Source organism: Salsipaludibacter albus (assembly GCF_019798055.1).
In the GTDB taxonomy this organism is placed as follows: Bacteria; Actinomycetota; Nitriliruptoria; order Nitriliruptorales; family Nitriliruptoraceae; genus Salsipaludibacter; species Salsipaludibacter albus.
On sequence record NZ_JAHOPH010000019.1, the window covers coordinates 42,774 to 57,676 of the forward strand.

The following is a 14,903-nucleotide window of genomic DNA, read 5'->3' on the forward strand; positions in this document are numbered from 1 at the left end:
GGAGCCGTGTCGGTGTCACCGCGGTCGCCGCGGTTCCGGCGGTCAGCCACGACGGTCCTGGCCGCGGTCATCGAGTCCCGCCCATGCGGCGTCGATGCCTGCGAGCACCTCGTCGAGGTTGTCGGGCCCGTCGCCGACGAAGGTGACCATCCCGTCCCAGAAGGCGTCGTTGACCGCTGCCGGCATGAGGTCCGAGCCGTCGAAGCGCACCCCGTTGCCGTCGGCCACGGCGGCCCGCAGGGCCTCCGCGACGGGGCGGGCTTCGTCGGCGTACAGCGAGGTGTCGACGTCGCGATGCGGCGACAGGTGGAACCTGCCGTCGGCGAGGCGCGCGTTCGACCACTCAGGGCCCATGACGAATTCCAGGACTGCGCGGACTTCGGGCCGATCGGACAGCGCCACGAAGTAGTCCCCGCCGGTCAGGACGCGTCTGGTTGCTTCCTCCCCCAGGGGCGGGACCGCGAACGACGCAACGTCGGATCCCCAGTCCTCGATGTCGTAGGTGAAGGTGCCCTTGTGCACCAGCCAGCAGGGTGGCGGATCGTCCAGGAGCGCCTTGCTTGCGTCGACGTGCGACCGTTCCGCGGCATTGTCGCGGCCGCCCCAGACACGTCCCGGGGCGAGCACCAGCCGGTTGAAGCGCTCGAACGCCCGCCGGACGGGGGGGTCCGAGAAGGCAAGTTCACCGGCGACCCAGGCGTCGTAGGTTTCGGGGCCCTCGGTCTGCAGGAGGATTTCCTCGATCCAGTCCGTCCCCGGCCAGCCGCTGAATTCGTCGTCCTCTTCACCATGGCACCAGGGCGTGCGCCCATCGGCCTGGATCTGCTCGACCAGCGCCTCGAGCTCGGACCAGGTCGTGGGAACCTCGTAGCCGGCTTCAGTGAATTCCGGGACCGGGTACCACACGAGGCTCTTGCTGGCGAGCTCGTGGGGCACGCCCCACACGTGATCGTCGGTGGCCCGTGCGTTGTCGGCCCCGTCGCTCGCCACGGCGACGAGGTGTTCGGAGAGGTCCCGGTGGAGCTGGGACACGTCGAACCACTGGGACAGGTCCATGAGCAGGCCGTTCCTTCCGAGTTCGACGGCCGCGCCAGGCTGGGGGACGGCGCCCAGGTCGATGTCGGGCTCGATGATGGCGCCTGTCTCGAGGGCCACGTCGAAGAACGAGAACTCGAAGTCGTACTCGACCTGGATCCCGGTCGCGGCCAGGACGGCATGGATGCCATGCTCGGCGAACAGTTCGTCGTCGCTGTTCGAGAGCACCCGCACGGTCGTGCCGGCCAGCGGCCGGGTCGGGTCGCCCGGAGTCTCCAGCGGCGCCCAGTCCACCGCCGCCATCTCGGCGGTGTCCAGGTCGGGACAGCTCGGGTCGTCGAAGTACTCCACGCACTCGTCGGGGCGGAGGTCGCGAGCTGTCGCCGCCTCGGCCATCGCCACCGTGGCAGCCGGCCCCACGTCGAACACGCCACGAGGACCGTCGGGTCCCTCGAGCACCGCCACGGGAGCGTGCGGGTCGGGGTAGGGGGCGTCGGCGGACTGCAGCGCCCAGTGCAGGGCGGCGATCACGTCAGTCGGGACGGTCTCGCCCGCCAGGGCCACGATGTTCACGGCGTGCTGGGCGAGGTTGAGCGCCAGGTCCGGGTCCCGTTGCCGGTTGGCCACCGCCGTGGCCGCCAACTCTCGAGCGTGCGCCAGCTCGGCCGCGATGTTGGCCGCGCCTTCAGCCTGCAGAGCCGCGCCCTGGGCCTGGCGGGCGTCGCGACGCTGGGCCAGCGCGACCGTCGTGAGCCCGGCCCCGATGACCAGCGCGACGACCAGCACGCTGACCAGTGCGCGGAGGCGGCGGACGCTGCGGCGTTCGAGGGCGTGCTCATGGTCGCGACGGTCCGCCTCCTGGCGGGCGAGGTCGTCACGATGAGCGCGGCTGGTCGCGAGGAACGCATCCTCGTCGACGGTCGTGTCGACCCGCGACTCCGGTTGCCAGTCGTCGAACTGGATGAGGCGGGCGCCGGTGAGCAGGAAGTCGGGGTGGCGGTCGGCGGCCTCCCAGCTGGCGCTGGCCGTCGACAGTGCCCGGTGCAGTCGCAGGTCGTCGCGGGCGTCGTCGATCCACCGGCGCAGGCGCGGCCACGCCTCCAGGAGCGCCTCGTGGGCGACCTCGACGGTCGGTTCCCCGGTCGCGTCGTCGCGGTCCAGGGTCACCAGCCGGGCCCGGCCGAACCGTTCGAGCACGAGGTCGACCGCCTGCCGGCCGGCCGGGAGTCGCCCCAGCTCGCGGCGGGGAACCCGCCGTCGCGTGTCCTCGGCTCCCTCGCCCAGGACGACCAGCCGCAGGAACAGTTGTCGTGCCAGGGCGCGTTGCGGCTCGTCGAGGCCGTCGTGGACGTCCTCGGCACGGCGGGCCAGGATGCCCTGCATGCCGCCCAGGCCATCCAGCGCGGACTTGGTGAGCAGGGAACCGGCGCGTTCGTCGAACACCTGGGTCAGCGCGTACTGGAACAGCGGCAGCCCGCCGGGCTGGTGGGTGACCGCCGCGACCAACTCGGCGACCAGTTCGGGCTCGACGTTCACGCCGACCGTTGCCGCTGGGGCCGTGCAGGCCTGCTCGACCCCGGCAGCCGACAGCGGGGCCACCGTGACCAGCCCAGCCCGGATGCGTCCACCCAGGGCCGGGTCAGCCAGCGGCCGGTGCAGGAAGTCCGCCCGCAGGGTCACCAGGACGGAGACGTCGCTGGCCGGGTCGTCCACGGCCTCGACCAGCCCCCGCACGAACCGCTCGCGAATGGCCTCGTCGGTGACCAGGAACAGCTCCTCGAACTGGTCCACGACGAGCAACAACCGCCTGTGGTGGCGCGTGGCCAGCACGACCCGCAGCACGTCCAGCACGTCACCGTTCATGGCCCGCAGGAGGTCGTCGGCCCCGGCAGGCGAGACCCGGGCGAGCGCGCGGGCCAGGGCAGCGAACGGATCGCTGCCGGGCACCAACGTCGCCACCTCCCAGTCCGACGACGCGTTGTCGAGCGCCGGCAGCACCCCAGCTCGGACCACGCTGGACTTGCCACTGCCGCTGGGACCCACGACCGCGACCAGGCGTTGTTCTTCCAGTCGAACCAGGATCTCTTCGACCAGCCCGTCGCGGCCGTGCAGCAACGCCGCATCCTCACGGCGGAATGGCTCCAGACCCCGGTAGGGGTTGGCGACCGCTCCTACCGACGGCACGGACCGGGACCCTCCGGGCGCTGCCAGCCCGGGGTCCTGGCGCAGGATCTGGGCATGCAGGCCCTGCAGTAGCGGCGAGGGATCGGCCCCGAGCTCGTCACCCAGGACCCGTCGCCCCTCCTCGTAGACCTCCAGGGCCCGTGCGGACTGGCCAGACTGGTGCAGCGCCACCATCAGGTGACCCCGCAGCCCCTCACGCAGCGGCCGGCCCGCTACCAACCCTTCCAACTCCCCCACGATCGCGCGAGCCCGCCCCAGCTCGAGATCGGCCTCGATGCGGTCCTCGAGCGCCACGAGTCGCTGCTCCGACAGCCGCACGACGTCCGTCTGCAGCACCGGCTCGTCGCCCAGCTCACCCCACGGCATCCCCCGCCACAGCCCCAGCGCCTCTTCCAACAGCGTCCGGGCGCCCTTCGGATCGGATGCCATCCGGTCCCGTCCTCGCTCTGCCAGCTTCTCGAACCGGTGTGCATCGACCTCCTCGTCGGCCAACACCAGGACGTATCCCCCCTGCTCGCTCACGATTCGGTCCGCCCCCAGCTGTCCACGCAGCCGCGATACGTACACCTGGGCCGTCTTGCGTGCCGTCGACGGCGGCCGTTGCCCCCACACGCCGTCGACAACGGTCGACGTCGCAACCGTCGTGCCTGCCCGTTGGACCAACACCGCCAGCACCAGCTGCTGACGAGGACCACCCAGGCTCAGCTCGACGCCACCCTCCAGGACCCGCAACGTCCCCAACATCTGCACGTCCATCGCGACTCCCTGCAACCCGTGGGACGACCACCGCCCCGGGGCGCCCCGACCCCCTGCAGAACGTCACACGGACGCCATTGCTGCCCCAACGGCATCGTCTCACCCTAGACACCCTCGGAAGCAGTCCGGTTGCAGGCGACCAGACCGCCTGGAGTGCCACGCCTTCGTCCCCCGCGCGGCACTCGGAACCCGGTACCGCCCGTGCGTTGGTCCTCAGGGGGCCACACGGCCGAGCGGAACGACCCATCATCAACAACCACGGCGCCCAAGGCGGGCACGGACGACGTGCTGAGGCCGCATCGGCACACCGGCCCGTTCACGTCAACCGGTGGCCCGTGTCGTTCCAAGCCGTCCAAGGAGGTGTCGATACCGAACGATCCCCGGGGGTTTCGGGGGTCACCCCATGGTGTCGATGTCCCGTGCTCTCCCAAACTCGAAGGCCGCACTCCGAAGAATCGACGTCCGGATTGGGGCCGAGTCCAGGCGTGGTGTGCGCGAGTCCCACACAGGGCCGGAGGCAAGAGGCAACGACAGACCGGGGCGCCCAATGGACGCCCCGGTCGTGGGCGGAGGGAGAGGGATTTGAACCCTCGAGACCCGTAAGGGCCTACCCGCTTTCGAGGGCGGTGTGGCCCGTGCCGCCCCGTTATCGCCAGTAGCCCAAAGTGCCCTTGAGCAGGGGATACATGGATCGGCCGTGCCGCGCGGTGGCGCCCTCAGACGCACGCCTCACGTCACCGTGTATCAGTCGTGTATCACTAGTGGGGTCCAAGCACGGCTGACACGACAGCCCACGCGAGAGCGACTCGGGGGCTCATCGTGAGCCCCCCGGACGCAGCGAACCAGAGGCTCCAGGCGCGGGACGTGGTGGCGTTCGGCCAGGAGTTTGGCCGGGTGTTGTCGGACGGTCAGATCGTTGGGCGGGCTGAGCCGTTCGCGAAGGTGTTTGCGTCGTCGCGGGGGGTCAAGCGTGCGGTTGGGGTGATGGCCTGGGCCATCCTGGAAGACATCGCGCTGGATGCCCGGCTGGATGTCGAGGGTCGGCTGGTGGCCGACACCCACGTCCGCCGTATCGCCGACAACGTGGGGTTGTCGAAGAACACCGTGGCGAAGCATCTCGCCAGGCTGCGCGACAACGGGTTCGTGCTGCACGAGGAGCACCGTGCCGACGACTCTGGCTACTACTCCACGTCGCGGTACGTCCTGGACCCGTCGGCCTGTCTCGAGCGGTTCACCCACACCCCCACCACCGATGTTGTCCACAGCCCTGTGGAAAACTCCGGATCGACGGATCGGACTGAAACGGCCTCAGACGACGGTTTCGGACCGTGTACCAATTCTTGGGACACGGTGGCCGCGACCGTGTCCCAATCTGTGGGACACCGTGGATTGGGACACAACAACAAAGAAGTTGTTGTTCCTGAAGAGAAACAACAACAGGCCGAATCCGACGTCGACGAAGACGCGGGCGACACCGCCCGGCTGCGTGACGACCTGGTCGCCCTGGGCATCCCTGCCGACCGCGCCCGCCAGTTAGTCGACGACCACGGCGCCGCACGGGTCGCTGACGCCGTGGCGGCTGCCCACGGCGACGGGGTCCGCAGCCCCGCCGGATGGGTCGTCGCCGCACTGACTCGCGGCTGGGAAATCCCGGCCACCGACAGTCTCGAGCCGCAGCCCTCCCCTCCCCGTCGGCCCACTCCCCCGCCGGTCGACGAGCCGGGCGACGACGACCCGGCCCCGGACGTCCAGGCCCGGCGCGGCGACGTGTGGGCTGCTGCTGCCGCCGAGCTGCTCGACGACGAGACGCTTGCCTGCTTCGTCGCGGCCGAGACCCGCGGTCCGCTGGCCGGGTTTGCCCTGGCTGGCCCCAGGCTGCTGCGCGCCCGGATCGCCGGCCGCCTCGCGGCGGCTCATCTCGCCCGGCCTGACCTGTCGCTGCCCGACGCGATCGATGCAGCCCGGCCGCGTCTGGCCGACCTCGAGCTGCCTGGCGAGCTGCCGCCGTGTCCCCATCAGTCGCCGGACGCGAGTCCGGCGGCGCTTGATGTCCGGCTTGCCGTCGCGGCGGGCCGTTCCCCCCAACCGGCCGATGCCGGTGTGTCTGCAAGGAGCTGACATGGAAGACCTGCCGCCCTACGACGGCCACCCCCCGGCCCCACCACCCCGCGACGACTTCCTCGCCGCCCTGGCGGTGTGGCAGCGGTGGCTCGGTGTGGACGACGACACCACGATCGGCCAGCTGCGGGCCCTGGTGGACCCGTCCGGTCAGGCGGTGACGCCATGACCGACCAGATGCCGCCGGATCTGTCCCAGTTCGCCCAGCGGTTCACCCCCGCCGGACCTGACGTGGACGCGTTGACGTCGCCCAACGCGGTCGCTGCCCTGTTGTCGGATCGGCTGACCGGCCGTGACCGGGAGCACTGTCTGCTGGTCGGGGTCGACACCCGCCACCGCCCGCTCGGGGTGGTGACGGTGTCGATCGGGTCGGTGAGCCACACGTTCATGTCGCCCCGGGAGATCTACCGCGACGCGATCGCCATGGGCGCCTCAGCCGCAGTGGTGGCCCACAACCACCCGTCGGGGGACCCGACCCCGTCGGCGGACGACATCGCGGTGACCCGCCGGCTGGTGTCGGCCGGTGAGCTCATGGACGTCCCACTGCTGGACCACGTCGTCATCGGCGACCACGGCTTCACCTCACTGGCCCGCCAAGGGCTGCTGTCGCCGGCAAAGAGCTTCGAGGCGGCTCTGTATCGGCAGCGCTACGACCAGGCCCTCGGATCACTGCCCGAAACCGTGTCGCACGCCCCGACCCCACCCGCCCAGCCGGCCGGGCCGTCGCCGTTCGCCGGCGAACCAGCCCGCCGGCGGGGGGTGTCGCGATGACCGGGCCGCAACGGGTCGACCGGCTCACCGGCCATATCGCCGGCGAGACCGCGGCGTGGTGTCTCGAGGTCCGCCACCTCGCCGCCGAGGCCGCCTGCGAAGCCGAACGTCGCCTCCGCAACGGTGTGGCCGGCGGGTCCGCCCTGGTCGACCTGGCCGAACACCTCGAACTCCTCGCCGGCCTGTGCGAAGACACCGCCGGCATCGCCGGCGACGTCCTCGCATCCATCACCACACCGACCCGCCGCAACCCCAGGAGGTGACCGCCATGGCGACCCGCAAGCAACGCCACCAGACCGCCCTCGACACGCTGACCGCCGAGCTGAAGCGCATCGTCGAGTCCGGCGACTTCGCCGCCTGGTGCACCCGCATGGCCAGGTTCCGGACCTACTCCCCCGGCAACCGCCAACTCATCGCCACCCAACGACCCGACGCCACCCGGGTGGCTTCCGTCAAGACGTGGAACTCCCTCGGCCGCACCGTCATCAAGGGCGAACGCGGCATCGTCGTCAACGTCCCCCGCCCGTACTGGGTCAACCACGCCGGCAAGCGCATCAAGCCGCCCCGTGACGGCGTCTTCCCACCCGGCGGGGCCCACGAGAAGATCGCGTTCGGGACGGGCTACGTCTTCGACATCTCCCAGACCGAAGGCGACCCGCTCGACGACGGCCCGACCGCCCCGAACCGGGCACCCGACGACCTTGCGGCGCACCTGTTCGACCACTGCCGCACCGAAGGGGTCGCGGTGGAGTATCGCGACGGGATGCCGCCCGGCCTGTCCGGCTACTGGCGCCCCGCCACCGACACGATCACGCTCAACGCCGGCGACTCCCACGGCGACCAGGTCGCCACGCTCGCCCACGAACTCGCGCACCGTCACGACCCGCAGCTCCGGAACGCGCTCGACGCCCGCGACCCGCGGTACTACCGCCACCACCAGGCCGACTGCGAAGCCGTCGCCGAAGCCACAGCCCACACCATCGCGGCGCTGTACGGGTTCGACCTCACCGCCACCTCCGGCCACTACATCGCGTCCTGGGTCGGCAACGACACCGACCGACTCGCGGGCCTGGCCGACCGGGTCGGACGGATCGTCGACACCATCTGCCCACCCCACCAGGCCGCAACGGCCCCGACGACGGCGGCCCCGTCAGCGCCGATCGCCCGGGCACTCCCACCGGCAGCACCCGCTGCCAGGGCGGTGCGGTGATGGGGCTGGAGACCATCGCAGGCGAACTCGCCGGCAGACCCACCCTCGACCGCACCGGGCCCGACGACGCGGTCCGGGCATGCCTGATCGTCGAAGACCACCCGACCCTTCCCGAGATCCTCACCGTCGAGCTGCGCGGCCGCAACGCCGTCGTAGTCGCCGACCGGCTCGCGTCCGCGAACGGCCAACCGGTCAGCGCCGACATCTGGACCTCCCCGGTCCGCGACCCGAACCTGCCCTACCGGGCCACCCGCATCGAACCCGCACTCGCCCACCCCGACGCCGTCACCACGCCGGGCCTGTCGATGACTCGGCAGCTCCACGAACAGATCATCGACCTGTATGCCGTCCCGGTCGCCGAGGTCCTGGCCGGGATCCGCCCGCCCCGGTCGGTCGGCCCGCTCCTGCATCCAAGCCTGGCCGACAAGTTCGCCCGGCTCGCCCGACCGCTCGGACGCGGCCGCGTCGCGATCACCGCCAGCCACATCCAGGCCGGCCACCCCCGCATCGACATCGCCGCGGCCGTGCGCATTGGCGACCGCACCCACCCGCTCTCCGTCGGCGTCAACGTCACCGGCCAGCAGCCCGTCATCGACACCGTGATGTCACCGCGGTTGCGGATCCGATCCATGCCACGCCCGCCCGCACTCGGCGTGACCCGCCTGCAGACCTCCCAGACCCGCCCCTACTCCCCCGGCGGTAGCGCCGGCCACACGGCCCACCGATGAAGCTCGAGCGCCTCGTCCACCGCCGCCAGGTCCAACGCCGACGCGTCCCCCTCGGCGGCGACCTGCGACGACAGCGTCACGCCCTCCTGGCGCAGCAGCTCGAGGAAGTCGACCACCTCTCGTTCGCGACGTCGCCGCTCGTCACTGTCGAACTCACCCACAACACGCTCCTCCGCCGAGCCCAGCATGCCCGCCCAGACCGTCGTCGCGCATGCTCGTCCACGCAGATGTGGACGACCTGCGGCATCACCGCCCACCTGAACCGACCACGAACTGCCGGAAGGAACCGTCATGACCATCCCCGTCTCTGACCCGTCCACCGACGAACTCGCCGCCATGCTCCGTGCCGGCGCCACGGGCCACGTCCCCACCGAAGCCGCCGTCGAGCTGATCATCCGCCACGGTGGCTGGCCGCCACGCCTGCTGGCCAACGGGCACGTCGACACCTGGCCGGCTACCCACGACCAGCCTGCCATGGCGTCCGTCGACTGGGACGCCGTCGCCGACCGACTCGCCGACCACGGCGCCCAGGGCCCGGCCGCATCCAGCTCCGAACGGGCAATCCTGGCCGTGGCCACCTCACTGGCCGGCCGCCACGACATCAACCTCGGCGACCTGCTCCCGCGTCTGGACGCGACCAACGCCGGCCTGGTCGCGGGCGCCGTCGGACACGCCTGCAACAGCGGCATCCGCGTCGCCATCCACCGTCCACCGCCGGCGCCGAGCATCCACGACCTCCTCACCAGGACCACAAGCCCCCAACCCAGCCCGCCCGAGACGACCCGACGAGGGGGACTTCGGCCATGACGACCTCGACCATCCCCGTCAGCCAGCCAGGGCAACGCCTCATGCAGAACCGTCGGTGCCGCGCGGCCGGCCAGCCCGCAGGCACCAGCCGGCACGAACATTCCGAAACGGCCGCGCAGCAAGATATGCACAGTGCATCACTGTCGCCCCACGGGGGCGACAGCGACGCCTGTGCAGGGTGGTGCCACCCGCGGGGTGGCACCACCAAGACCCGGGTGCGCCCGAGCGCGGGCGCACCCCAACACCCCAACCCCGAGAGGCGATCGTGAAACCGGCGGCTGCGCGTCGTCCACGCCGGCACGGGCCGTTCCGGCGGCGGCTGACCGTGTCGTTCACCGACGACGAACACGCCGCCATCGCCCGGGCTGCCGCCGCGTCGGGGCTATCGCTGGCGGCATGGTGCGCCCAAGCCTGCCTGGCGCTGCTGGACTCGCGGCTGGCCGCCCCGTCCGGGGTAGACCGGCAGTTGGCGACCGAGCTGGCCCAGGCACGCACCCAGGCGATCCGGATCGGGACCAACCTCAACCAGGCTGTCCACAAGCTCAACGAGACCGGCCTACCACCCGACGGACTGCTCGAGGCAGCCGTCGATGCGGCCCACGCCACCGCCACCCTCAAGACGCTCGCGGAAGATGCGGCCGGTCGGGTCGGAGCACGGCCATGATCGGCAAGGTCGCACGACGCGGATCCCGCCTCGGCGGCCTGCTGGCCTACCTGTTCGGCCCGGGACGTGCCGAGGAACATGACAACCCGCACGTGGTCGCGTCCTGGCTCGGACCCGACGTCGGCGACGACCTGGCGGAGCTCCAGGCGATGATGCGGCTGCCACTGGCGCTCGCGACGCACCCGCCCGACAAGCATGTGTGGCACTGCGCCATGCGCGCCGCACCCGAAGACCGCCAGCTCACCGACGACGAATGGGCCCAGATCGCGACAGACGTCGCCGCACGGGTCGGGCTCGACGCCGGCGATGGCACAGCTGCCTGCCCCTGGGTCGCCATCCGACACGCCGACGACCACATCCACATCGCCGCGGTTCTCGTCCACGAAGACGGCACCGTCGAGGCGGCCCGGGGCGACTTCTGGGCCGTCGCCAAGGCCCGCCACGCTGCCGAAGACCGCTACGGGCTGCGTCCGACCGGTCCGACAGACGGGACCGCCCCGTCACGGCCCACACGTGGTGAGACTGAAAAGGCAGCCCGCAACAACCGCCCCGTCGAACCGCGCGTCTCGCTGCGTCAGGAGGTCCGCATGGCCGCGGCAGCCTCGGCCTCGGCGGACGGGTTCGTCGAACACCTCGACAACGCCGGGATCGTCGTGAAGCTGCGCTACTCCACCGTCAACGACGACGAGATCACCGGCTACTCCGTGGGCTGGCCCGGCGACCGAACCGCCGACGGCCACCAGATCCTCTACGGCGGATCCAAACTCGCCAAGGACCTGTCCTGGCCACGACTGCAACAACGCTGGGACATCGAGCCTGCCGACGGCAACCCATGGCAGGCCACCACCGCCGCAGCCGACCAGGCCATCGCCGAGCTGACAGCGGACCCAAGCCACGCCGGCGACATCGCCTACACCCTGGCCGACCTCCTCGACGCCTCCGCCTGGGCACAAGAACGTCGACGCACGGGCCCATGGCACCACGCGGCCGCAGAACTTGACCGCCATCGCAGGCCTCCTGCATCGATCGGTCCGGCCGCACGCAGCCTATGGGCCGCCCGACGAGCGATCGTTCGCACCGGACGATCGGGCGACGGAGGCGACGCCGCGGCCGCCGCCCTCCGGTTGGCCGCTCTACTGATCGTCCTCAGTCACCAGCACGGCAGCACCGCCACCACGGCCGCACATCTCCTCACCACACTCGGCCATCCGGCCCCGCAGTCGACGCCTCACACACGGCCCCGACGGCGGCCCACGGGCGGGCACCTGACGGCCTCATATAGTCCTCTTCCCGGAACCCCGCCGCACAATGCTCATCGCGCCCGATGAGGTTCCATGAGAGAGAGGCCGTTGGGAATGCAGTCGGTCGACTACCGCACCGACCTGCGCCACCTCGCCGGGCCGCGTTCGTGGATCCGCCCACGGCTCGCAACCAGGTCTGGCAGCTGGACGTCACCGAGTTCGAGATCACCACTATGTGGGAGCCGGCGCATCGCCGTTGCGCGTACTCCTGCGCCAAGTTCGAGTTCCGGTGGCATATCGCCCCGACTCCGCCGAGGCGGTCGCGGCGGTGCAGCGGGCCCTAGACGAAGTCGACGTGCTGCTGGGCCACAGCTTGCTCGACGATGTCACCGGGCCCGACGGGACGGTGCATCCGGTCAAAGGTCGTGACCGACAACGGTCCTGACCTCCAATCCCAACGAGCGATGAGAACAAGCTAGTCACACAGACCAGGCCTTCCCTCCTTAGGATCGACGGCCCCACCGAGAGTGCCAAGTGCAGGTAGTTCTCCCGAACTGGGTTGTCGTCACTTCTGGAAGATCGCCAAATGGCACACCCCAATCCAAATCACGTTTGCGCGACAGGCGGACTGTCATGCTGGAGAGGCGCCGGTCCCGCGGGGCGCGAGCATCGCCTGAAGCCGAGAGTGCATAAGTTCGTGTCCGACAATCTTGGGATGCAGAGTATGGCTGCGCCACACTGGGTCGAAGGGGGCCACCAAAAGATGAAGGGCCTCGTCAGAGGAAGAGACACCGAGCCTGCACGCTTCGTACCCTTCCAGATCATCCCAGAAGCTGCTGAAGAGCACTCCAGACCCAGCACCTAGGACGGCATCTGCGATCGCCATGTTGACTTCATGCGTCTTGTCATTGATCCACATCCGCGATCCGAGGCTAAGGCCTGCGCAGAAATCGTGATTCAACGGGTTTGCAGGGAACAGTCGCGGATAGCCCATGACCAGAATGGTTGCGTCGGGCGCACGCGCCCTGAGATCGACTATCGCAGCCGACAACTGGGCGCGCATGGCCGACACAGCGGCGTCGAACTCCCCCTCCGGACACTGGTTGACGAGATAGGAGAATACTGCGCCGAGCGCATCCCTCTCCAAGGCTTGTTGAAGTAGGTCCACCCAACTATTGATGAAACAGTACGTCGCCGTGTCCGCAAACCCTGAGTCGTTGCCGCCGATGGTCATCGTGATAAGGTCCGTGTTCTCATCAACGAGGTCAAACTGCGATAGTTGATTGACGGGTGACCCCTCTCCTCGGTCAAGCAGAGGATCATCCGGCCATTGACGACAGTGGCCGCCCAGTCCGTCAACTTCGGGCTCCAGAGCCTCTTCGCTGCTTAGCGAACTCCAGCGCTCCTCATATTTGGGTCCCAATGCAGCGTAGCAGTCTGGCGAATTCGAGAAGCCGACGTTTCGCAGATTTGGGATCTCCGCCCCGCTACACGCTGCAAATTTGAACGCCCCCACACTCAGTGACTCTGCCAAGAGTTGTGGGTATGACTTTTGTGAACGATGACACCGATTTCTTGTCCCATTTGTGCCAGCAATGTAGTCGCCGCTATCGTCGTACCCGACCACGGCCCCTTCACCCGAGCTATAGGAGTCCCCGAGGGCGATGTAGGTGTCATATGTGAACGTGCCGGTCTCGTAGCGGAAGGAGCGGATAAAGGGCTCTCCGCTCGGCCATCGCATGGTTGCCGTGAAAACGAAGCCACTTCCGCCATTGGCCGGCTGCATGAGGCAGTCGACCCTTGCTTCGTCGACACGGTCACACGTGAGCTCCGAGGGATCCGCGGCCCCGACGGTGGTCGCGTCATAGTCGATTGTGGCCAAGGGGAAGCCGTCGAACTCCGTCGAGGCAGATAGTGTGACCTGGCTGGCTTCTCCAATTGGAATGGTGGTCACGGTGCCGTCCCCGGGAGTCTGGGGATCGAAGCCGTAGACCTGGTCCTCGGGGAAGCCGACCCAAGGGATAACGCGTACACCCTCGGCTACTACCGGCCCGGTTCCATATGGGGCAGGACCGGTGTCGTCGCTCCAGTCCACGTAGCGCATGTCTACGGAGCATTCGCCAGAGCAATCCGCACCTACGGCAACTTCTCGAACTGCCCCTTGGTACAGGACCCACGAGTCGTTTCCTGCATGGACCGCTCGGTCCGAGTTCACCACGGACCCGGACTCCACCGCTATGGCGGAGTCGCTTGCCGCGGAGAATCCTGTGGTTGCGTAGCGCACCTCCAAGTGGACGGCTTCGATGACTCCACCGTCGTAGGCGTAGATGCCGTCCCAGTCACCCGGGGCAGGCGTGGTCGCATTGCCGTCACGATTGGTGTCCCCACCCGCGGTGTCATCCCGCAACGACGTGAACACCACCGGCTGGTCGGCCGTGCCGTTGACCTGCAGGGTCCCCTCCACCCGCAACCGGGCATCGAAGGACTTGACCACCGTTCCGGCCGCCACCGTCAACGACACCCCCGACTCCACCGTCAGGTCGAAGAAACCTAGAGAGACATCGGGCCCATCGAATGGCAGCGTGAGATCACCGACGAGGTTCCCTTGCAGCACGAGCAGCTGGACGGTGTTGGCCTGGGCGACGTTGCCGGTCAGACTGGCTGGGTTCAACTGCGGCGAGGTCACCAGCAACGCTTCACGGTTGACGTTGGCCACCACGTTGTCCTGCACTCGTGGCTGCAACGTTGGGACCAGCGAAGGCGCATGGTGCACATGAATCCCGTGGCCGTACGCCGTGTGGTCGTAGTCGTTGGAACTCCACCCCGAGCTGCCCGAGGCGCGCCCGCCCGACACGTTGTTGCCCGACACGGTGGTGGGTGACACCGACGCGAGCGCACCCCGCTGCTCGATCGCAATCAGCTCCGGCTGGTACTCACCAGCCAGGTTCGTGACGGTGTTGCCCGTGATTGTGACCGGCCCGAGCACGTCCCCATAGATGGACGACCCATGGGTGAACGTCGAGTCGGTGATCGACACCGACGAGAAGTTCGGGTCCAGCCCCGTCTCCTCGCCGCTGTCGACGTCGAAACCTACTCTGGCATACCGGACATCGGCGCGATCGATGTCCAGCGACACAGGCAGCGGCGAGGACGCGTCGTAGGCGTAGATGCCGTCCCAGTCACCCGGGGCAGGCGTGGTCGCATTGCCGTCACGATTGGTGTCCCCACCCGCGGTGTCATCCCGCAACGACGTGAACACCACCGGCTGGTCGGCCGTGCCGTTGACCTGCAGGGTCCCCTCCACCCGCAACCGGGCATCGAAGGACTTGACCACCGTTCCGGCCGCCACCGTCAACGACACCCCCGACTCCACCGTCAGGTCGCAGGTG

The 14,903-nt window shown here is 69.3% G+C and carries 12 protein-coding genes; 9 read left to right on the forward strand and 3 right to left on the reverse strand.

Features of this window, described 5'->3' with window-relative positions:
* Positions 1-42: 42 nt before the first annotated feature.
* Positions 43-3,975, reverse strand: a complete 3,933-nt coding sequence (locus KR546_RS19320) for an extracellular solute-binding protein (protein ID WP_274388030.1) — start codon at positions 3,973-3,975, stop codon at positions 43-45.
* An 864-nt stretch (positions 3,976-4,839) separates the two neighbouring features.
* Between KR546_RS19320 and KR546_RS12400 the strand changes: the two genes are divergently transcribed.
* The 6 genes from KR546_RS12400 to KR546_RS12425 are packed head-to-tail and all read left to right on the forward strand — an operon-like array spanning position 4,840 to position 8,802.
* A complete protein-coding gene (locus tag KR546_RS12400; protein ID WP_238445025.1) occupies positions 4,840-6,093 on the forward strand; it encodes a winged helix-turn-helix domain-containing protein in 1,254 nt (417 codons plus the stop codon).
* Position 6,094: 1 nt separating this feature from the next.
* On the forward strand, positions 6,095-6,262 hold the full coding sequence (locus tag KR546_RS12405; RefSeq protein WP_238445026.1) for a hypothetical protein: 168 nt from the start codon (positions 6,095-6,097) through the stop codon (positions 6,260-6,262).
* Positions 6,259-6,864, forward strand: coding sequence for a JAB domain-containing protein (locus KR546_RS12410; RefSeq protein WP_238445027.1), 606 nt, complete (start codon positions 6,259-6,261; stop codon positions 6,862-6,864). Before KR546_RS12405 ends, KR546_RS12410 begins: the two co-directional genes overlap by 4 nt.
* Positions 6,861-7,127, forward strand: a complete 267-nt coding sequence (locus KR546_RS12415) for a hypothetical protein (protein WP_238445028.1) — start codon at positions 6,861-6,863, stop codon at positions 7,125-7,127. Before KR546_RS12410 ends, KR546_RS12415 begins: the two co-directional genes overlap by 4 nt.
* Before the next feature lie 5 nt (positions 7,128-7,132).
* Positions 7,133-8,074 carry an ArdC-like ssDNA-binding domain-containing protein gene (locus KR546_RS12420; protein WP_238445029.1) on the forward strand — a complete coding sequence of 314 codons (942 nt, stop codon included), beginning with the start codon at positions 7,133-7,135 and terminating at the stop codon, positions 8,072-8,074.
* Entirely contained in the window at positions 8,074-8,802 is a 729-nt protein-coding gene (locus KR546_RS12425) for a hypothetical protein (protein WP_238445030.1), read from the forward strand. The genes KR546_RS12420 and KR546_RS12425 overlap by 1 nt, the downstream gene beginning before the upstream one ends.
* On the opposite strand, the gene KR546_RS12430 is transcribed toward KR546_RS12425, so the two are convergent.
* On the reverse strand, positions 8,760-8,963 hold the full coding sequence (locus KR546_RS12430; protein ID WP_238445031.1) for a hypothetical protein: 204 nt from the start codon (positions 8,961-8,963) through the stop codon (positions 8,760-8,762). The two genes, KR546_RS12425 and KR546_RS12430, sit on opposite strands and share 43 nt — an antisense overlap.
* Positions 8,964-9,093: 130 nt before the next feature.
* Here KR546_RS12430 and KR546_RS12435 point away from each other — a divergent pair, with 130 nt between their 5' ends.
* From KR546_RS12435 to KR546_RS12445, 3 genes are all read left to right on the forward strand, one after another.
* Positions 9,094-9,609 (forward strand): hypothetical protein, encoded by a 516-nt coding sequence (locus KR546_RS12435; protein WP_238445032.1) that lies wholly within the window; start codon positions 9,094-9,096, stop codon positions 9,607-9,609.
* 325 nt (positions 9,610-9,934) lie between these two features.
* A complete protein-coding gene (locus KR546_RS12440) occupies positions 9,935-10,273 on the forward strand; it encodes a plasmid mobilization protein (protein WP_238445033.1) in 339 nt (112 codons plus the stop codon).
* Positions 10,270-11,601, forward strand: coding sequence for a relaxase/mobilization nuclease domain-containing protein (locus KR546_RS12445; RefSeq protein ID WP_238445034.1), 1,332 nt, complete (start codon positions 10,270-10,272; stop codon positions 11,599-11,601). The genes KR546_RS12440 and KR546_RS12445 overlap by 4 nt, the downstream gene beginning before the upstream one ends.
* Positions 11,602-12,145: 544 nt before the next feature.
* On the opposite strand, the gene KR546_RS12450 is transcribed toward KR546_RS12445, so the two are convergent.
* Positions 12,146-14,903: SGNH/GDSL hydrolase family protein (locus tag KR546_RS12450; protein ID WP_238445035.1), on the reverse strand; the 2,758-nt coding region annotated here is incomplete at its 5' end.